At 37.5% G+C, this 20,324-nt stretch carries 19 protein-coding genes and 4 tRNA genes; 21 read left to right on the top strand and 2 right to left on the bottom strand.

What is annotated here, in order from left to right:
- The first annotated feature begins 160 nt into the window (after positions 1-160).
- The 21 genes from DRF57_RS11015 (at position 161) to DRF57_RS10915 (ending at position 16,114) form a co-directional block, all read left to right on the top strand.
- Positions 161-1,003, top strand: coding sequence for an energy transducer TonB (locus DRF57_RS11015; RefSeq protein ID WP_115918497.1), 843 nt, complete (start codon positions 161-163; stop codon positions 1,001-1,003).
- 167 nt (positions 1,004-1,170) lie between these two features.
- Positions 1,171-1,944, top strand: a complete 774-nt coding sequence (locus DRF57_RS11010; RefSeq protein ID WP_047487023.1) for a ParA family protein — start codon at positions 1,171-1,173, stop codon at positions 1,942-1,944.
- Between the two features lie 68 nt (positions 1,945-2,012).
- Positions 2,013-2,903, top strand: a complete 891-nt coding sequence (locus tag DRF57_RS11005; RefSeq protein ID WP_047487021.1) for a ParB/RepB/Spo0J family partition protein — start codon at positions 2,013-2,015, stop codon at positions 2,901-2,903.
- Complete coding sequence (locus DRF57_RS11000; RefSeq protein WP_047487017.1) at positions 2,903-3,544, top strand: DUF5683 domain-containing protein; 642 nt, start codon at positions 2,903-2,905, stop codon at positions 3,542-3,544. The genes DRF57_RS11005 and DRF57_RS11000 overlap by 1 nt, the downstream gene beginning before the upstream one ends.
- 69 nt (positions 3,545-3,613) lie before the next feature.
- Entirely contained in the window at positions 3,614-4,315 is a 702-nt protein-coding gene (gene dapB / locus DRF57_RS10995) for a 4-hydroxy-tetrahydrodipicolinate reductase (RefSeq protein ID WP_047487008.1), read from the top strand.
- Positions 4,316-4,447: 132 nt separating this feature from the next.
- On the top strand, positions 4,448-6,097 hold the full coding sequence (lepB, locus tag DRF57_RS10990) for a signal peptidase I (RefSeq protein WP_115918495.1): 1,650 nt from the start codon (positions 4,448-4,450) through the stop codon (positions 6,095-6,097).
- Positions 6,098-6,154: 57 nt separating this feature from the next.
- Positions 6,155-6,778 carry a WbqC family protein gene (locus DRF57_RS10985; RefSeq protein WP_373866362.1) on the top strand — a complete coding sequence of 208 codons (624 nt, stop codon included), beginning with the start codon at positions 6,155-6,157 and terminating at the stop codon, positions 6,776-6,778.
- 99 nt (positions 6,779-6,877) lie between these two features.
- Positions 6,878-8,560, top strand: a complete 1,683-nt coding sequence (locus DRF57_RS10980) for a S8 family serine peptidase (RefSeq protein WP_115918532.1) — start codon at positions 6,878-6,880, stop codon at positions 8,558-8,560.
- A 125-nt stretch (positions 8,561-8,685) separates the two neighbouring features.
- Positions 8,686-9,177 carry a lipocalin family protein gene (locus DRF57_RS10975; protein ID WP_047487004.1) on the top strand — a complete coding sequence of 164 codons (492 nt, stop codon included), beginning with the start codon at positions 8,686-8,688 and terminating at the stop codon, positions 9,175-9,177.
- Between the two features lie 27 nt (positions 9,178-9,204).
- Positions 9,205-9,894, top strand: a complete 690-nt coding sequence (locus DRF57_RS10970; RefSeq protein ID WP_047487000.1) for an OmpA family protein — start codon at positions 9,205-9,207, stop codon at positions 9,892-9,894.
- 107 nt (positions 9,895-10,001) lie between these two features.
- On the top strand, positions 10,002-10,889 hold the full coding sequence (locus tag DRF57_RS10965; protein ID WP_047486997.1) for a decaprenyl-phosphate phosphoribosyltransferase: 888 nt from the start codon (positions 10,002-10,004) through the stop codon (positions 10,887-10,889).
- Positions 10,886-12,205 carry an FAD-binding oxidoreductase gene (locus DRF57_RS10960; RefSeq protein ID WP_047486994.1) on the top strand — a complete coding sequence of 440 codons (1,320 nt, stop codon included), beginning with the start codon at positions 10,886-10,888 and terminating at the stop codon, positions 12,203-12,205. The genes DRF57_RS10965 and DRF57_RS10960 overlap by 4 nt, the downstream gene beginning before the upstream one ends.
- Positions 12,205-12,930: an SDR family NAD(P)-dependent oxidoreductase gene (locus DRF57_RS10955; protein WP_047486989.1), complete on the top strand. Its 726-nt coding sequence runs from the start codon at positions 12,205-12,207 to the stop codon at positions 12,928-12,930. Before DRF57_RS10960 ends, DRF57_RS10955 begins: the two co-directional genes overlap by 1 nt.
- 4 nt (positions 12,931-12,934) lie before the next feature.
- A complete protein-coding gene (locus DRF57_RS10950; protein WP_047486987.1) occupies positions 12,935-13,522 on the top strand; it encodes an HAD-IB family hydrolase in 588 nt (195 codons plus the stop codon).
- A gap of 24 nt (positions 13,523-13,546) precedes the next feature.
- Positions 13,547-14,014 (top strand): hypothetical protein, encoded by a 468-nt coding sequence (locus DRF57_RS10945; RefSeq protein WP_115918493.1) that lies wholly within the window; start codon positions 13,547-13,549, stop codon positions 14,012-14,014.
- A 2-nt stretch (positions 14,015-14,016) separates the two neighbouring features.
- The gene (locus DRF57_RS10940; protein ID WP_047486980.1) at positions 14,017-15,192 is read left to right on the top strand and encodes a cysteine desulfurase family protein; all 1,176 of its coding nucleotides are present in this window, start codon (positions 14,017-14,019) and stop codon (positions 15,190-15,192) included.
- 85 nt (positions 15,193-15,277) lie between these two features.
- Complete coding sequence (gene trxA / locus DRF57_RS10935) at positions 15,278-15,595, top strand: thioredoxin (protein ID WP_047099031.1); 318 nt, start codon at positions 15,278-15,280, stop codon at positions 15,593-15,595.
- Between the two features lie 127 nt (positions 15,596-15,722).
- Positions 15,723-15,796: transfer RNA gene (locus DRF57_RS10930), tRNA-Asp, on the top strand.
- A gap of 32 nt (positions 15,797-15,828) precedes the next feature.
- Positions 15,829-15,902: transfer RNA gene (locus tag DRF57_RS10925), tRNA-Asp, on the top strand.
- Positions 15,903-15,934: 32 nt separating this feature from the next.
- Positions 15,935-16,008, top strand: a tRNA-Asp gene (locus tag DRF57_RS10920).
- Between the two features lie 32 nt (positions 16,009-16,040).
- A tRNA-Asp gene (locus DRF57_RS10915) sits at positions 16,041-16,114 on the top strand.
- 98 nt (positions 16,115-16,212) lie between these two features.
- On the opposite strand, the gene DRF57_RS10910 is transcribed toward DRF57_RS10915, so the two are convergent.
- Positions 16,213-17,394 (bottom strand): phosphatidylinositol-specific phospholipase C domain-containing protein, encoded by a 1,182-nt coding sequence (locus DRF57_RS10910; RefSeq protein WP_115918491.1) that lies wholly within the window; start codon positions 17,392-17,394, stop codon positions 16,213-16,215.
- 18 nt (positions 17,395-17,412) lie between these two features.
- Positions 17,413-20,259, bottom strand: a complete 2,847-nt coding sequence (locus tag DRF57_RS10905; RefSeq protein WP_115918489.1) for a TonB-dependent receptor — start codon at positions 20,257-20,259, stop codon at positions 17,413-17,415.
- Between the last annotated feature and the right edge of the window lie 65 nt (positions 20,260-20,324).

Genomic DNA, 20,324 nt, shown 5'->3' with positions numbered 1-20,324 from the left:
ATATTTACAACAGTTGAAAATGTTAAAATTAAAGATTATCATAATTTTTTTAAAAATTGTGATGTTTTGATAATTTTTTGGCAGATATTTTGATATCGAATTAATGCTTATCGATAAGAATTAATGAATTAATAATGATTAACAGTTTAAATAGATTGTGATGAAACACCTGAACCAAAACCAGGAATTTCGCTTCAACGAAGTTCTTTTTGAGCACCGCAACAAAGAATACGGCGCTTACGCATTAAGAAACGAATCAGATAGAATATTAACCAAAGCACTTTTTGTAGGAGTAAGCCTGTTGGCCGCCGTGTCAATTACTCCGTTTGTAGTCTCTGCAATGCATTCAGATACAATGGTGACTAGAACAACTGATGACGGGAGAAGAATAATCAAGGTTGTTCAAACACCAGAGAAGGATCCACCGGTACACATTGTAAAACCGGCTACTCCGCCTCCTAGTGTAAAAACTTATGATAACAGATTACCGGAACCTAAAGCAGTTGTAAGAAATGAGAAAGCAACTGTAATAGACAAGGTGAATGCAGTAGCAAGTGTACAGACTTCACAGGGTAAGGAAACGGAAACGACATCGTATGTTGCTCCTATTACTCCTCAGGTTATTGGAGGAGGAACCGGCCCTTCTATCAAAACAGATCCGGTAGTAGAAAAAACAGATCCTAAAAAAATTGAAACAGAGCTGAGTGTAGAGGCAAACTTTATGGGTGGGATAGATTCATTCCGAAATAAGGTCATGAACAACTTTGACAGCTCAGGATTTGACGCAGAAGATGTCATGAAGACTACAATTACCTTTATTGTAGAAATGGATGGAAGTATTTCAGGGATAAAAGCTAATGGAACCAACGCAGATTTTAACAATGAAGCGATAAGAACAATTAAATCAATTTCTAAAAATGGAAAATGGATTCCTGCAAAAAATAAAAAAGGAGAATCCGTAAGAAGTTATTTCAAATTTCCTATCTCAATGAAGTTCGATTAATCGCCACAGAAAACGAATTTTAAATAGTTATCCACAAAGATTTTTTTTTGTGGATAATTTTTTTAATCGTTAAAATACTTATTAACAGTATTTTAACTCAATTTTGATTTTAGTCATTCATCGAGAGCAAAGAAAAAAGTGTATTTTTGAAACTTAAAGTTCTAATAATGGCAAAAATCATAGGTATTGCTAATCAAAAAGGGGGAGTTGGAAAAACGACCACCGCTGTAAACTTAGCAGCAGCATTAGGAGTATTGGAGAAAAAAATATTAATCATCGACGCTGACCCTCAGGCAAATGCAACGTCTGGGCTGGGAGTAGAAGATGTTCAGTATTCTACCTACAATCTACTGGAGCATAGTGCAGATACAAGAGCCTGTATCAAAAGAACAGCAACTCCGAATCTGGATATTGTTCCGTCACATATTGACCTGGTAGCAGCAGAAATTGAATTGGTAGACAAAGAAGATCGTGAGTACATGCTGAAAAAAGCATTGGCAAGTGTGAGAGATGATTATGACTATATCATCATCGATTGTGCGCCAAGTTTAGGTCTGATCACCGTGAATGCCCTTACCGCTGCAGATTCAGTGATTATCCCTATCCAATGTGAGTATTTTGCATTAGAAGGATTGGGAAAACTTCTGAATACCGTTAAAAATGTTCAGAAGATCCACAATAAAGATCTTGATATAGAAGGTCTTCTTCTGACGATGTACGACAGCAGATTAAGATTATCCAACCAGGTTGTGGAAGAAGTGAATTTACACTTCCCGGAAATGGTTTTTGAAACAATTATCAGCAGAAATGTAAGATTGAGTGAAGCTCCAAGTTTCGGAGAAAGTATCCTTAATTATGATGCTGAAAGTAAAGGAGCCGTTCAGTACATTCAGTTGGCTGAAGAAGTTCTTTTGAAGAACGAGAATTTAATAAAAAATTAAATTAATAATAAATGGACCATAAGTAATGCTGGTCATCACTTATCAAACATCATTTATCAATTATATCTATGAAGGACAAAAAAAGAGCTATGGGACGTGGTTTAGGAGCCATTTTAAGTGCTGAATCCAAAGCGAGTGTCAATTCTGCGACTGATGAGGGAGCAGATAAGTTTGTTGGAAATATTGTAGAAGTAGCACTTGAGGATATCTATCCGAATCCGACACAGCCAAGAACTTATTTTGATGAAAAAGCATTAAATGAACTTGCCCAGTCTATCAAAAACTTAGGAGTAATTCAACCGATTACTTTAAGAAAAGACGGGGAAAAGTTTGAGATCATATCCGGGGAAAGACGTTATAGAGCAACTAAAATTGCAGGCTTAACAACTATTCCGGCCTATATCCGTTTAGTTAATGATCAGGAGCTTCTTGAGATGGCTCTTGTTGAAAATATCCAGAGAGAAGACCTTGATGCTATCGAAATAGCCTTAACATATCAAAGGCTTTTGGAAGAAATTGGTCTTACTCAGGAAAACCTTAGCCAGAGAATCGGGAAGGACAGAAGTACCATTACCAATTCAATCAGATTGTTGAGGTTGAATCCGGATATTCAAAATGCCATTAGAAGTGGTGAGATTTCTGCAGGACATGGCAGAGCGATCATCAGTCTTGAAAATGAAGAAAATCAGCAGATCCTGTTTGATTTGATCATCAAAGAAAAATTAAATGTTCGTCAGGCTGAACAGGCTGCAACAGCATTGAAGAATCCAAAATCTCCGGCAGCCAAAAAAGTAACTGCAGAGCTTTCGAATAATTATAAAAGAGCCCAGAAGACCATTGCTGATATTCTTGACGTAAAAGTAGAAATCAAAGCTTCTGGAAATGGTAAAAAAGGTAAAATTGTTCTGGACTTCAAGAATGAAGAAGAATTGGAATATATTTTGTCCCATATTAAATAATGAAGAAAATATTTTTCACATTTTTCCTGAATCTTACAGTGCTGGCTTATTCACAAGTCAGCCCTATTGATACTGTTCAGATACAAAGTCCTCCGAAAGTAGAAACGCCCCCTGTTTTAAAACCAGGGAAAACCGAAGCTAAGATCATTGCTGATCTGGAGAAAGCCAATGGACCTACCAAAAAGACATTAAAACTGAACCCTACCAGAGCCGGGCTGTATTCAGCTGTATTTCCGGGATTAGGTCAGTATTACAATAAAAAGTACTGGAAAATTCCCATTGTATGGGGAGCTGTAGGAGCCGGAGTAGGTATTGCGGTATGGAATGACAACCAGTATAAAAAATACCGTGAATATTATATTGCTAAACTTAACGGTACGCCTAACGAATTTGTAGATACCCATCCGTGGCTGGATAAAAAAGCGTTGGGAAATGTACAGGATAGAGCAAAAAGACAAAGGGACTATGCTATTGCTATTACAGGATTAATTTATATCCTTAATATTGTAGATGCCGTAGTAGATGCCCATCTTTATGAAAGCAGACATGATCCGGATTTATCCTTTAAACCGGCTGTTATCCAGGACCAGTATGGTTATGATCAACCGAAAACAGGATTAAGTTTAAGCTATAGATTTTAATACAGAAAAAAAGTACACCCATAAAGCTGATATGGCTATTATGGTAAATTATAAAATAAAAATAACAGTATGAGAATAGCATTAGTTGGCTATGGCAAAATGGGAAAGATCATTGATGAGATCGCACAAAAAAGAGGTCATGAAGTAGTGGCCCGCCTTAAGGAAACTCCAACTGCTGAAAATCTTAATCATCCTGATGTTGTCATTGAGTTTTCCCTTCCGGAAGTTGCTTTTGATAACATTAAAGCTTGTCTTGAAAATAAAATTCCTGTGATCTGCGGAACAACAGGATGGCTGGAGAAAAAAGATGAAATAGAAAAATTAGCTGTTGATAACGGAACAGCATTCTTATACGGATCCAACTTTAGTTTAGGAGTAAACCTGTTCTTTGCTTTGAACGAAAAGCTTGCCGATCTTATGAAAAACGTTGATGAATACTCTTGCCAGCTTGAGGAAATTCATCATATCCATAAAAAAGATGCCCCTAGTGGAACAGCTATTTCCATTGCAGAAGGTATTATTAAAAACAATCCGAAATTTGAAGCCTGGAAACTGGAAGAAACTCAGGGAGATCAGCTTGGGATTTTTGCGGTACGTGAAGATGAAGTACCGGGAACCCATAGTGTGTTCTACAGAAGCGAAGTAGATGAAATTGAGATTAAGCATACAGCTTTTAACAGAAACGGTTTTGCATTAGGCGCAGTAGTAGCAGCAGAGTGGATTAAAGACAAGAAAGGGAATTTTGGAATGAAAGACGTTTTAGGGCTTTAATTTGTAACAAATTCTTTAAATTGCGACAAATAACAGAAATGATGAATAGTGAATTGTAAATAGCGGAAAAGCTGTGATCATTTATTACTCATCATTTTATCATTTATATTATCAGAATAGGCAAAAAAATTTATGAATTATTTTTTAACTTATACAGTATATGTTCTCGTTTTATCCATATTAATGGGAATTTCAACATGGAAGCTGTTTAAAAAAATGGGGTACAGTCCCTTATTTGCATTTATACCCTTCTATAATTATTTCATTATTCTTAAAGAAACAAAACATCCGAAATGGTGGGCAATTCTGTCTTATATGCCAATTGTAGGACCCATCATGATGTCTGTTTTTCATCTTTATTTAATGAAAAAGTTCGGGAAAACTCTTTTCAAGGACCAGATCCTTACAGTGATCCTGCCGTTTATCTATATGGCTACGGTGAACTATTCTAAAGATACAGAGCTTGAAGATGAAAATGCCAATGATTTGTTTCTTACAGACGAAGAAAAAAGCGATAAGAAGAAAGATACATTTTTGGGATCGATTACTTTCGCCGTGGTTTTTGCAACCATTATCCACGTTTTTGTAACCCAGCCTTTTGGGATTCCTACAGGTTCCATGGAAAGAACACTATTGGTAGGAGACTTCCTTTTCGTAAATAAATGGAGCTATGGGTACAGACTTCCAATGCGTCCGTTAGCAATACCTTTCCTTCAGGGAACCATTACAGATACAGGAGAGAAAGGGAATCCGAAAGATGATCCAAAATCATACGTAGATGGGGTAAAATTACCTTATACTAGAATTCTGCAGTTCAATAAGCCACAAAAAAATGATGTAGTAGTATTCAACTACCCTCGTGACTCTGTGCATACTGCAATAGACAGAAAAGATCCTTATGTAAAGAGATGTGTGGCTACAGCTGGTGATACTTTCGAAATGAGAGCCGGAAGACTTTTTGTCAATGGAAAACCGGAAGTTGTTCTAGGGGACCAGGAAGTACAGCACAGATATATTGTCACTACTGGAAGCCAATTGGATATTCCAGCTTTATACAAAGCATACGGTTTCTTGCCGATTCAGGAATTACAGCAGAATAACGGAGGGTATCTTTACGCATTCCAGGGTCTTACCGATAAGACGGCTAAAGACATCAAAGAACTTCCTCAGGTAATTGATATGAAGGAAGATGTTTCTGCAAAAGGAGAAGCAGCAGTATATTATAAGGATGAGCTTAAAACAAAAATTGATACTACACAGTCTATTTTCCCAATCAACAAACCTTGGAATGCAGATTGGTATGGACCGGTAAGAATTCCTAAAAAAGGAGATGTCGTAGCGATCAATAACGAAACACTTCCTATGTTCCAATGGATCATTTCAGAATATGAGCACAACAGCTTAGAAAAAAAGAACGGAAAGATCTTTATCAACGGAAAGGAAACCAACCAATATACTATTCAGCAGGATTATTATATGATGGTAGGGGATAACAGAGATGCTTCGTTAGACGCAAGATTCTTTGGTTTCGTTCCGGAAGAAAATATTGTTGGAAAACCAATGTTTACATGGATGAGCCTTCAGGGAGCTTTCTCAGACAGCAGCTCTACCTATCAGGCGCCATTCAAGGTTCGTTGGGATAGAATGTTTAAAGCAACCAATACAGGAGAAGCCAATAAAACTTCATACTGGTGGATTGCAGCAATGATTTTAATATTATTCTTCGGTTGGGAATATTTCGTGAAATTATTCAGAAAGAACAAAACTGAAGACGAGTTATAAATAAAATTAAACTTAAAATAGAATGAAGTATTTGAAAAAATACTTCATTTTTGCATTATGAATATGAAGAATGTTTTATTGCCGGTATTTTATCTGCCACCGGTGTCATGGTTTTCAGTATTGTTAAACACTGAAAATGAAATTGTATTTGAACAGTTTGAAAATTTTCCAAAGCAAACGTATAGAAACAGAGCCAATATTTATGGGGCTAATGGAAAACTTTCACTGATTATCCCAATGAACCATAATGGGAAAAGAGAAATGAAAGATATGGAGATTTCCTACAGGGAGGATTTTAGAAGTCTTCACTGGAAGTCCATCAAAACGGCATATCAAAGTTCTCCCTATTTTGAATACTATGAAGATAAACTGAGGAAAATATTTGATCTGAAAGAAAAATTCCTTCTTGATTTTAACCTTAAAGGGTTAGAAGTGATCCAACAGATACTTAAAACAGAAAAGGCATACTCTTTGAATGAAGAATATATCAAAAATCCTGAAAGTATTAATTTCAGAGAAAAGTTTTCGGCAAAACATCCTTCTGAATTTGAAATGGAGGAATATTACCAAACCTTTTCAGATAAATTCGGGTTTTTGGAAGATTTATCGATTCTGGATCTTATTTGTAACAAAGGACCGGAATCTCTTACCTATATAAAGAATATTAAACAATCGTATTAAGTTGTATTTAATATGAATTCCTATTAAGGAAATTTCGTGGCAAATAAGCTAAATGAAGATGACGATTGTATGATTTTAGAAAAAAATAAATATCAACATATGAAAAAGGTATTATTAGCTGCTGTTTTTTTAGCAGGTTTTAGTTTCTCTTATGCACAGGAGTCTAGCGCTAAAAGCATCGACCCAAAAGAAGATAAAGATCTGATGACATGGTATCATAAAGATTTTTCCACTTCAAAAGTATATGGTGTCAATACGGCAAACGCCTATCAATATTTAGAGTCTAAAGGTTTGAAACCCAAAACTGTTGTAGTGGGGGTTTTAGACAGTGGGGTACAGGTTGATCACCCGGGATTGGTAAAAAACCTATGGTCAAATCCTAATGAAGTTCCTGGTAACGGGAAAGATGATGACGGAAACGGATATATTGACGATGTACACGGATGGAACTTTATCGGAGGCAAGAATGGTGATGTAGATATTGACAATATGGAAGTAACAAGAGTTGTTGCCAAATATAAGCCACTTTTTGAAGGGGATGATTCTACAAAAAATAAAGCCAATCAGGCTAAGATGCCGGAAGACTTTGCTATGTATATGAAAGCTAAAGAGCTTTTCACTAAAAAAAGCATAGAGGCAAAACAGAATTTCCAGACATATTCTATGATCAATGAACTGATCCCGAATATGGTTAAATTACTGGGTGGAAAAGCCGTGACAGCAGAAACTATTTCAGCGATCAAAGCACCTACTGAACAGAAAGATGCAATCGCATTTCAGGTTTTAGGGCAGGTGTCTCAAAGCCCGGAATTCAAAGGGAAATCTTCTGCAGAATTTGAGAAGCTGATCAAAGAACAGATGAAAGAAGCTATTGATTATTATGCTCCACAATCCAAGCAATATGATCTTAGCTATGATACAAGAAAAGAAATTGTAGGAGACAACTATGATGACTATTCAGAAAAAAAATACGGTAACAACCATTATGAAGGTCCTGACGCAGAGCATGGAACTCACGTAGCGGGAATTATTGCCGGTCTTCCACAGGGGAATGTCATTCAGTATGGTGTTGCTTCCAAAGTAGCAAAGATCATGTCTGTAAGAACCGTTCCAAATGGAGACGAAAGAGATAAAGACGTTGCCAATGCCATAAGATATGCTGTAGATAATGGGGCTAAAGTTTTAAATATGAGCTTTGGAAAACCTGTTTCTCCGGGTAAAAATGTAGTTTGGGATGCCTTTAAATATGCTGAAGATAAAGGTGTACTCCTGGTAAAAGCTGCCGGTAACGAAAATGAAGATGTAGCAGAACACCTGGCTTTTCCTACCAATTTTAAAAATGTTGCTGATGAAAAACCATTCGTAAGCAATGTTCTTGTGGTGGGAGCGAGTACCAATAAGAATAGTGCATTGAGAGCAAGCTTCTCAAACTATAATAAAAAAATGGTTAATGTTTTTGCTCCGGGAGAAGAAATCTATTCTACCGTTCCTAAAAACGAATATAAGTACCTTCAGGGAACTTCTATGGCTTCACCGGTTGTAGCGGGAGCTGCAGCTATTTTATTAGCTTATATGCCAGACCTTAAACCTTATCAGGTTATTGAAGCACTTGTAAAAAGCAGTAACCCTAATACAGAAAACGGGTTTGCTGATTATTCTCAGGCAGGAGGTGTTATTGATGTGAAGAAAGCTGCAGAATATGCGTACACCAACTTCTATAACGGTAAATCATCAACTAAAATTAAGCCTTCGAAATCCGTAAAAAAGACTGTTAAAAAATAGTTTATCTACCTGTATTTAAGGCTAAACCATAAAAGGTCCGAAATTTTCGGACTTTTTTTATTTTTTATTTTCAATTTTGGCACGGTTTTTTGTAACTTTATACTAACAAAATAATAAACAACAAAATGAAAAAGTTACTACTTGCAGGGATGTTAGGAACATCCATTTTTGCAGTGTCTTGTTCCTCAGTGAATAAAGCAGCTACAGCTCAGAATCAAAAGGGAGATTTCCTTAAGATGAAAGGAGATTGGCAGATTGTTAGCGTAAATTACGATAAAGGATACAAAATTAAGCCTTTCGATGAAGGAGCAGACGCTCAGTGTTTCGTAGGAAGTCACTGGAGACTGATTCCTAATAACTGGACGGGAGCTTACACCCTAAACGGTGGTGGAAATTGCCCGGCTGTGACACAACCTATCAAGTTTGAAGTGAAAAACGGTAACACGTTTATGTTTAAAAAAATTGCTGCAGGTACCAAAGCAAAACAAAATACAGCTGGATATACGCTGACATTAGTAAGCCAGACTACAGATCAGTTTTCTCTTGAACAGGATGTTCCGTTTGACGGAGAAAATGTAAAAGTTGTTTACAACTTCGAAAGAGCTGGAATGAAATAATTTATCAACATAAAAGATCAAAAAAAAATGAAATTTAATAAAACATACGTAGGAGCCCTTTTTTTATCATCAGCTTTGTTATTGACAAGTTGTGAAGCGGTTCAGAATTCAAACCACCAACAGAGAGGTACAGCAGTAGGTGTTGCATCAGGAGCTGTATTGGGAGGTATCTTAGGTAACAATGTAGGTAAAGGAGGAAATGGAGCGATTGGTGCCGTATTAGGTGGTATTATCGGTGGAGTTGCAGGTAACGTTATCGGTAACAAAATGGATAAGCAGGCTAAAGATATTAAAGAAACTTTACCAGGAGCTCAGGTTGAAAGAGTAGGAGATGGTATTAAAGTAACGATGAATGAAAGTATCGTAAACTTTGCTTTCGACTCTTCAAATCTTACTTCTGTAGCACAAACCAACCTGGATAAACTAGCTAAAGTATTAGCGGATAACCCGGATACAAACATCAATATCTACGGACATACAGACAGCGTAGGTAAAGATGCGTACAACGTGGCACTTTCTCAAAGAAGAGCTGATGCTGTAAAAGCTTATTTATCTGGAAAAGGAATTGCAAACAGCAGAATGTTCACAAAAGGTGAAGGTAAAAATATGCCTGTTGCCAGCAATGATACTGACGAAGGAAGAGCTAAAAACAGAAGAGTGGAATTTGCCATTACTGCCAATGAAAAAATGATTAATGATGCCAAACAAGGGCAATAATTAATTTAACATATAAATATTTTCGTAAAAGACCGCCCCGGCGGTTTTTTTTGTATTTTTATGCTGTCAATTTTGAATTTGTTATTTTTGTATTTGAAACAACATAAATGAAGAAATATCTTAAACTGCTCCGTGTGGAGCAATGGGTGAAAAACCTTTTTGTATTTGTCCCTCTGTTTTTCTCAGGTAATATTACCAATATAGACCTGCTCTCTAAAAGTATCTTTGCCTTTGTTATTTTCTCATTAGCAGCCAGCGTTGTTTATATTCTGAATGATTATAATGATATTGAAGCAGACAGAAAGCATCCTGAAAAGAGAAGAAGACCGCTGGCAAGTGGAGCGATCTCAAAATCAAAAGCTATAGGAATTCTTATTGGGCTGGTGATTATAGATATCGCCCTTGTATTCTTTGCGCAGTTTTATTTTCATGAGCATTTATGGAAATTTGGAGCTATCATTAGTTTTTATGTGGTGATGAACCTTGCGTATACATTCAGACTGAAACATGTTCCTATCATTGATATTTTTATTATTGCAATAGGATTTGTACTGCGGGTTTTAGCCGGTGGTTATATTACAGGAATCAGTATTTCACAATGGGCTATTTTATTGACGTTTGTACTGGCATTGGTATTAGCGATCGGAAAGAGAAGAGGGGAGCTTATCAATGCTCAGGTTTCCGGAAAGACAAGAAAAGCGTTGGATGGATATAACGTTCAGTTTGCAGATATTGCACTGTCTATTTCCATAACATTGGCCATTGTATGTTATCTGATGTTTACCCTTTCACCGGAAGTGCAGGCAAGGTTTCATGAAAGAGTATTTTATACGGTTATTTTTGTCGTATTTGCCCTTTTGAGATACCTTCAGCAAACATTGGTGTACAATAGAACAGAATCTCCTACCAAAATTGTCTATAGAGACCGTTATATACAGGTAACCTTATTACTTTGGGTTGCTACATTTTTAATTCAAATTTACTTTAAGAAATGAAGCCGAATTTCACACAGAAGGTTACAAACTGGGGAAATTTCCCGGTAGTAGAAAAAGAGATGAGATCTGAGGACAGCTTCAAAAAAATAAAGAAGTTTGTTCTTGATCATAATGAGGTTATCGCAAGAGGTAATGGAAGATGTTATGGAGATGCTTCATTGGGGGAAACCATTTTTTCTACCAAAAAACTAAATAAATTCATCAGTTTTGACCGTTTAAACGGAGTGATAGAATGCGAATCCGGGGTATTGCTTTCAGATGTACTTGAAATAGCAGTGCCACAGGGATATTTCCTTTATGTCACACCGGGAACAAAATTTATTTCAGTAGGAGGAGCCATCGCTTCCGATGTTCATGGTAAGAATCACCATGCAGAAGGTTGTTTTTCAGAATATGTCATAGAGTTTAAACTGATGACTGAAAATGGAGAAATTATTACCTGTTCCAGAGAAGAGAATTCAGAGAAATTTTGGGCAACGATTGGAGGAATGGGACTTACCGGAATTATTCTCACTGCAAAATTTAAGCTTAAAAATATAGAATCCGCCTACATCCGTCAGGAAAGCATTAAAGCTGATAATCTGGATGAAATTTTCAGACTGTTTGAGGAAAGTGAAAACTGGACGTATACGGTAGCATGGATCGACTGTCTTCAAAAGGGAAAAAATATCGGCAGAAGTATTCTCATGAGAGGAGAACATGCTTTTCAGCATGAGCTTCCCCAGAATTTGGCGAAAACACCCCTCAGATTAAAGAAAAAACTACAGCCTACTGTTCCTTTTTACTTTCCGGGATTTGTATTGAATGCCCTGACAGTGAAAATTTTCAATTGGCTATATTATAAAAAACAATCCAAGAAGGAGGTCAAAAATTTTATTGATTACGAGACGTTTTTTTATCCGTTAGATGCCATTAATGATTGGAATAAAATCTATGGAAAATCCGGCTTCATTCAGTATCAGATGGTCATTCCTAAGGAAGCAGGAAAAGAAGGGATGAAAAGAATCCTTGAAACGATTGCTAAAAGTGGCAACGGATCATTTCTGGCTGTATTAAAGCTTTTCGGAAAGAATAATCCGGAAGCTTATAATTCATTTCCTGTAGAAGGCTATACACTGGCTCTGGATTTCAAAGTGAATTCAAAACTGAAAAAACTGGTAGATCAGCTGGACAGCATCGTTCAGGAGTTTGGAGGAAGAATTTACCTTACCAAAGACAGTATGAGCAGATCATCACTGACCAACTACCTGAAAAATATTAGAAACTCTAAATTTGTGTCTTTACAGCACAAAAGAATCTTAAATAACAATTCATAATGATAGTTCTGGGAAGTACATCTGAGGTGGCACAGGCTTTTGTGGAAAAAGCACTTCAGGAAGGCGAAAAGTTTGAAAAAATATATCTTTTTACCTCAAATAAAGAAACTACAGAAAGATTTGCAAGACATATAGATGTCAAATTTCTGCAACAGTCTGAAGTTGTTGAATTGGATCTGATGAAAGAAATTGATTATAATAGATTTGATAATATCAATTCAAATGTATTATTTTGTGCTGTGGGATATTTGGGGGAAGGAACAGAAGAAGGGCTTTATGATAACAAAAATACAGAACGTATTATCGGGATCAATTATTCTAAGCTTATTCCTGTAATGAACTATTTTGCTCATAAATTTGAAAACAGAAGATCGGGAACCATTATCGGACTTTCATCCGTAGCCGGAGACAGAGGAAGACAGAGTAATTTTATCTATGGAAGTGCAAAAGCTGCTTTTACAGCTTATTTAAGCGGTCTGAGGAATTACCTTTTTGATAAAAAAGTACATGTCCTGACGGTAAAACCCGGATTTATGGCTACCAAAATGACAGAAGGCCTGCCTTTAAACCCTAAGCTGACAGCAAGTCCCAAGCAAGCTGCCGCCTGTATTTATAAAGCATTCAAAAAGCAAAATAACGTGGCATATGTTTTGCCGATTTGGAGTATTATCATGATGATTATCAGGAATATCCCTGAATTTATATTTAAAAAATTAAAGCTTTAAAAAAATGAAAAAATTGTATTGTTTTGATTTTGACGGAACTTTGACCTATAAGGATACCATGTTTATGTATCTCAAGTTTTACGATTCTACAAAGTACAGAATACAATTTTTAAAGCATGTTCCTCTTTTTATTTTACTGAAACTGAAACTTGCTGAAACCGAAAAGGTGAAAAAAAGTTTTATAGGATCTATTCTGAAAGGACAAACCCAGGAAAAAATAGAGATGAAGTCTAAGCAGTTTTTTGAGCACCATTACCCTCAGATTGTTAGGGAAAATGCCCTCGACTTTATAAAAAATATCGATAGGAATAATATACAGAGTTTATTGGTCACAGCTTCTTTGGATATCTGGGTAAAACCTTTTGCTGAAGAATTGAAAATGCAGCTTGTTTCTACACGGGCAGAGTTTAAAAACGGAGTTTTCACAGGAAATTTTATCGGTAAAAACTGTAATGGAAAAGAAAAACTGGTAAGAATAAAAGAAGAAATAAACGATTCCAGATACGATAAAATTATTGCATTTGGTGATACTTCCGGAGATCGGCCAATGTTGAAATGGGCAAATGAGGGACATTACCAATTTTTTCATTAATTTTGGATGATAAAAGTGTAAAAAATGAAAAGGCTGTTAACTGTATATGCTGCAATGCTCGTGAGCTGCGCAAATACACCATCCCAAAAGGCTTCAGGTATGCAGAAAAGCGTAGAAATTCTCGTTTCTGAGTCTCAGGGAGGCACAGACCAGGCTGGTTTCAGAATAATTAAAGACGAAAAAGATTTTCAGAACAGCATCAAAGAAAGCTTGGGTGTTGCAGATATGGAAAAAGAATCCGCTATTAATTACCCAAAATTTCCAAAAAATAAAAAAATTGTTCTCTATAACCTGGGAAGCTTCAGGTCAGGAAGTCACAGAATTACAGAAATTAAATCGGTGTCTGTAAGCAACAATATCCTTTATGTAGAAGTTCCTGCCGGAGAACCTTCCGGTGGAATGGAAATTCAGGTGATTTCTAGCCCATGGTTTGTTTTTGCAGTTCCTTCAGATTACCAATTTAACTCCGTAGAATTAAAATATTCAAAATAATAATGGATAAAATATATTTAGATAATGCCGCAACCACTCCTCTTGCAGAAGAAGTAATAGATGCAATGGTTGGTACGATGAAGATGAATTTCGGAAATCCATCTTCCACTCACAGCTTTGGCCAGGAAGCAAAAATACTTATTGAAAATGTAAGAAGGCAGGTTGCAGACTATCTTCATGTAAGTCCTGCTGAGATCATTTTCACGTCATGTGGAACGGAATCAAACAATATGATCATTAAATCCAGCGTAGAACACCTTGGAGTAGAAAGGATCATCAGTTCTCCTTTGGAACACAAATGTGTTTCTGAAAGTATTCTGGATATGAAAAGCAGAAAAGGAGTAGAAGTAAACTATATCCGTCCCAACGAGAAAGGAGATATTGACCTTTCTAAATTAGAAGAATTATTAAAATCTTCAGATAAAAAAACGTTGGTAAGCTTAATGCATGCCAACAACGAAATAGGAAATATCATCAACCTTAAAAAGGTAGCGCAGCTATGCAAAGAATATAATGCGCTGTTCCATTCCGATACGGTACAGACCATGGCTCATATGAACCTTGATCTTTCTGATATTCCGGTAGACTTTGCTTCATGCAGTGCCCATAAGTTTCATGGACCTAAAGGTTCAGGTTTTGCCTTTATCAGAAAAGCAACAGGACTAAAAGGAATCATTACCGGAGGACCTCAGGAAAGAAGTCTTAGAGCGGGGACAGAAAATGTGTGCGGTATTGTAGGTCTTGGTAAGGCATTAGAGCTTTCTCTGAATCATATGGAAGAATATACAAGCCATATGCAGGAAATAAAAGATTATGCTATAGAAAGACTTTCAGCAGAAATAGAAGGGATTAAATTCAACGGAAGAAGTGCTGAAAAAGAAAATAGCCTTTACACGGTATTAAGTGCATTATTGCCTTATAAAAATCCATTGATAGGTCTTCAGCTGGATATGAAAGGAATTGCCATTTCTCAGGGTAGTGCGTGCTCTTCCGGAGCATCCAAGCCATCAATGGTAATGATGATGGTACTTTCTGAGGATGAAATGGATCATTGTACGCCTTTACGCATCTCTTTCAGCCATATGACAACAAAAGCAGAGATCGATGCTTTAGTAATGGCCTTAAAGGAAATTTCAAGTGACTACGCTATAGAAAAAACTAATGTTGAGCATAGATAGTCTTATGATGTAAAAATCGTAATTTTGAACATTCAATAGAAGAATTGAACTAGAATATAATATTAATTAAAATAAAAGAAACAAAATGGCTTTAGAAATTACGGACAGCTCATTTCAGGATACGGTTTTAAAATCTGATAAACCAGTATTAGTAGACTTCTGGGCAGTATGGTGTGGACCATGCAGAACGTTGGGACCAATCATCGAAGAAGTAGCATCAGACTTTGAAGGAAAAGCAGTAGTAGGAAAAGTGGATGTAGACAACAACCAGGAGATTTCAATGCAATATGGAATCAGAAATATCCCTACAGTTCTTATTTTTAAGAACGGTGAAGTAGTAGACAAATTAGTAGGTGTTACTCCAAAAGAGGTAATCGCTGAGAAATTAAGCGCACACTTATAAAAAAAATAAGTTTGATAATGAATGCCTTCCAGTATTGGAAGGTATTTTTTTGAAAATAATTTGCAGTTAACAAAAAAAGGTGTAATTTTGCAACCACGAAAAAGAAACGACGTTCTTACACAAAAATGATCCGGTAGTTCAGCTGGTTAGAATGCCGCCCTGTCACGGCGGAGGTCGCGGGTTCGAATCCCGTCCGGATCGCAAAAGTTTATCAATTACTTTTAAAAAAAATTGATCCGGTAGTTCAGCTGGTTAGAATGCCGCCCTGTCACGGCGGAGGTCGCGGGTTCGAATCCCGTCCGGATCGCAGAAGTTTTATCAATTTCTTTAAAAAAAATTGATCCGGTAGTTCAGCTGGTTAGAATGCCGCCCTGTCACGGCGGAGGTCGCGGGTTCGAATCCCGTCCGGATCGCAGAAGTTTTATCAATTTCTTTAAAAAAAATTGATCCGGTAGTTCAGCTGGTTAGAATGCCGCCCTGTCACGGCGGAGGTCGCGGGTTCGAATCCCGTCCGGATCGCAACTCAATTAAAAAACCTGTAAGTATTTACAGGTTTTTTTTGTTTTCTGAGAGATCATTTAAAAAAGCCGGTTCTGTTTTCAGAACCGGCTTTACTATTATTTGCAGGAAGTGTTGACGGGATTGTTCATATAATCCTTTTCCTGAGGTGGATGTACATAATAAGGGGTGCCGTATGTATTTCCGGGGCGGAAGAAATCGGTGGAGATAACCTGGGCACCACTGCTGAAGGCTGCTTTAGCCCGTGAAGTATCATTGATCTTTGCCTCATAAGTTTCAATGTCTGACCTTGTTCTTACCATAAAGCCCTGCTTTACCAGATCCTGTATTTCTTTTTGTCTTATGATGGCATTATCCCGAAGAATAAAACCGGCAAAAGAATCATCAGGTTCACTGCTGAGAAACATGATTCTGTCTTTCAGTGAGCCATTGATAAGATAAGGATTGTTTTTAGAGGATAAAGTTCCGGCACTTCCGGGAAGCAGCATAAAGATAAATTTATCCTGAGCTTCTTTAAGCTTTGGCCAGTTATGGCGCGTTACAGCCTCTTTTAATGTTGAATACTTACCCTGAACATCTTTGGGAGTAATAATCTTATCTTTTCCAAGGTACTTTATGATTTCTTCATCCAGCTCATCGTATGCTTTTTTATCAAAAGGTAAAACTTTCGTGCTGTTTTCAAAAATAGGGAATCCTGAATCTTTTGCCTCTATCATCATAAAGATAGGGCTATGTCCCGGATGTTTGTCAGACCACTGACGAAGGGTTGTGAGGGCATCTTTTAAAGTGGGATAATGCGATCTGAAATCTATATCCGCCATATGCAGTACTTTGAAACCAGGCTGGTCCAGGCCTTTTGTATTCATAGGCGCCAAATCAGTTATTCCCTTTGCCTGTAAGATCTGATAGGTAGCAGGATTGCTGAAACGTTTCCCCTCCGGATCATAATAAACATCTATTTCCAGGCCCCGGAGATTGGCATTGAGTTGTTCTGTAAAATCAGGGTGGTTGTAATTCAATCCCTCTTTCAGATCCATTCCGTAAGGATGGTATTCTTTGAATTTAGCTTTTTGCTCTTCAGACATGCTGCTGCTGTATTTCTGCATCATACCGTTAATGATTGGAGTAACCAATTCCAATACCCTTGGGTCTGCCGGCTGGGCATATGAATTGTGGGTTCCTATAACCTGAAGTTGATTGATCTTTATATTCTGGCATTTATCCTGTGCCTGTATTAATGCTGCCATACAACATGCAGCTCCATATATATACTTTTTCATATGAATAAATAATTTTGATTAAAAATTGAAATTGAAACCCATCTGTCCGCGCATCCCCGAATAAGAAATATTTTCTACACGATCCTTTACTCCCATATAGTAGCGGTTGGGTTCATTGAAAACATTATTAAGCTCTATAAACAGGCGTATTCTCTTTGTAATACTATATGAGGTGGAAATATCCACAGTGAAGTTTTTATCAAAGTACTGATAGTGATCTGCGCCTGCAGCCGCCCTGATCTCACTTACATAATTCCCTTTATAATTTCCGGCAAGACGAAGCATTAATTTATTGGTTTCATAAAACAGTATCGTATTGAAAATATGTTTTGCCTGATTGGGAATAGTGGTAGACATCGTACCGGTCTGTTTACCGTTTTCATAGACAGGCATATCCATTTTAGAGGAGATATAAGTATAGTTGCCTTCAAAACCTATATTCTTTAAAAAACCCGGCAGATTTTCAAAACGCTTGGAGATCCCAAATTCAAAACCGAAGAGTTGAGCGCCTTCCAGGTTTTTAGGGGCAGTAAAAGTATAAGACCTTCCGGCAATCTCTGTAACGGACTGATCTTTATAGATAAGATTGGTGATATCTTTATAAAAAACGCCTGCTGTAATAAGATCCAGTTTACCGAAGTAGTTTTCAAACATGATATCAAAATTGTTCGAAAAGGTAGGGTCCAGCTTGGTATTTCCCTGGGTGATCGTATTGGTGATATCATTTACGATTGTTCCCGGGTTCAGATCATTGAAATCAGGTCTTGCGAAGGAGCGGGTATAGGCCAGTCTCAGGATGCGGTCACTGTTGATATTCCATTTCATATTGACCATGGGAAGCAGTACATTATATGTTTTATTGTCTTTAATATCTACTGCCCTGGCATTTTGATCAGAGGTTACCTTTTTGCCCCAGAATGTAATAGCATTGTATTCATTTCTGAATCCTCCCAATACCTGCAGCTGATCAGTAATTTTCCAGGTTCCCATCAGGTAGGCTGCCCATACGTTTTCAGTGCCTCTGTAGGAGCTCGTAATATTGGAGCTGCTGTCTTTGGTATTGACCTGCATCAAGCCTAAACTGTTTTGGGTACCGGTCGTATACATTTGGTCAATTTGCGCGTTGGTGATCTGATCAATGATCACTGAGTTATATGGATTACCAAGAGGGTTCATGAAACCTCCTCTGTAGGGGAATCCTTCGCGTTCCAGCTGGTTCAGGTAAGTAACCGGTGCTCCGGGAATCCCCAGGGATGATTTGGGCATCCAGACCAGTAAAGAACTGTTGACTACTTTTTCTTTATTATTATATTTTGTTCCCCATTTAAACTCAAATCTGTCTGATACTTTATATTTTAAATCAATTTGCCCCCGGAGGTCTGTTTCACTGTTATGATTCTGGCTGAGGATAATCTGGTTTAATCTTAGCTTATCTGCGGCTATACTCTGCAGGGTATAAGGCAGCGTATAAGCTCCTGTATCTCCAACGCCGTCAGGAGCATCCATCGCATTATATTTTCTTCCGTCTGCAGACAGATTTCCGTAGGTCATAGGCTGTATGAAATTGACCATAGGATAGCCTCTTTCATCCTGAGAAAGATTCGAAGGTGAGTTAAATTTGAATTCCGAACGTGCTTTGGATAATGACCAATTGACTTCCATGCGCTGTCCTACCTGGTGGTTACCCCCCAGCTGCATAGAATACAGATCGGTAAGATAATCTGCATGACGGGCCTGAAGCATTACATTTTTACTGTCGAAATTAAAATAGGTTTCCCGTACGGACTGCCCATCTTTATACTGACTGTACAATCCTTTAATATATAATTTATTCCTGCTGTCGATCTCATAATCCAATCCTAGATTGAATCCCAATGTTCTTCTGTTGGCCTGATAATCCCGTAACTGTAACTGATTGATCGAGTAGGAAGCTGTTTTGTCCTTGTTTCCGTAATTGAAAATATTCCTCATCTGATCTATGGCAGTAGAGCGCTCCCAGATGACCGCTGAGGTAATAAATTTCAGTTTATCAGTAATTTTATTTCCGTATACTACTGATGTATTGTAGGTCGGGGCTTTGGACATATTAACGTAGCCGGAAGCCATGCTTATTGCCAGGGTTTCTTTATTAGGAGAGGTTTTGGTGATAAAATCTACATTTCCACCAATGGCATCCCCATCCAGATCAGGAGTCAGCGCTTTAGATAAACGTACATTCTGAATGAGCTCTGACGGAAAGATATCCATTTGGACTCCTCTGTTGGCATTATCACCACTGGCACTTGGCATTCTATTGCCATTCAGGGTAGAGGCAGTCCATTGTACCGGTGTTCCCCTTACCGCTACGAAGCGTCCTTCACCCATATCCCGTTCAATAGATACTCCCTGCATACGCTGTACGGCATCTGCTGCATTACGGTCAGGAAGTTTTCCTATTGCATCAGCGGAAAGAACTTCTGTAATCGTATTGGAGTTCTTTTTCATCGTGATAGCCCTGGCCTGTGATGCTTTGTATACACTGGTAACAATCACTTCCTGAAGACTGTTTTCTTTAGGTTTTGCCCCCAATCTGATTAATCCGAGATCAGTTTCCTTTTTATCTGCGACGGAGAAAGGAATATACAGTCTTTCATATCCCTTGTATTCGACAACAAGTTTATAAGTGCCATCATACACATTATTAAGAACAAAGGAACCATCCGTATTGGAGGTAACCTTTTCCCCGGTATTTTCAATATAGACCAGGGCATTGGGAAGGTTTCCCTCACCGTCCACTACAATACCATGAATGGTTGTCTGTGCAAAGGCTAAAGGCCCAAGTAGAAAAAATGCTGCTTTTGTTAAAAAAAGTCTTTTGCGTGCCATCTCTGTAAAAATTTCATGCAAAGATGTAAGGTCATTAAAAAGTTTTAGTTCATTTAAATTTTATG

Origin of the sequence: Chryseobacterium rhizosphaerae (assembly GCF_003385455.1) — a bacterium.
GTDB lineage: Bacteria > Bacteroidota > Bacteroidia > Flavobacteriales > Weeksellaceae > Chryseobacterium > Chryseobacterium rhizosphaerae.
Note: the sequence above shows the minus strand (reverse complement) of the source record. Positions and strands in the feature narration are given on the sequence as shown.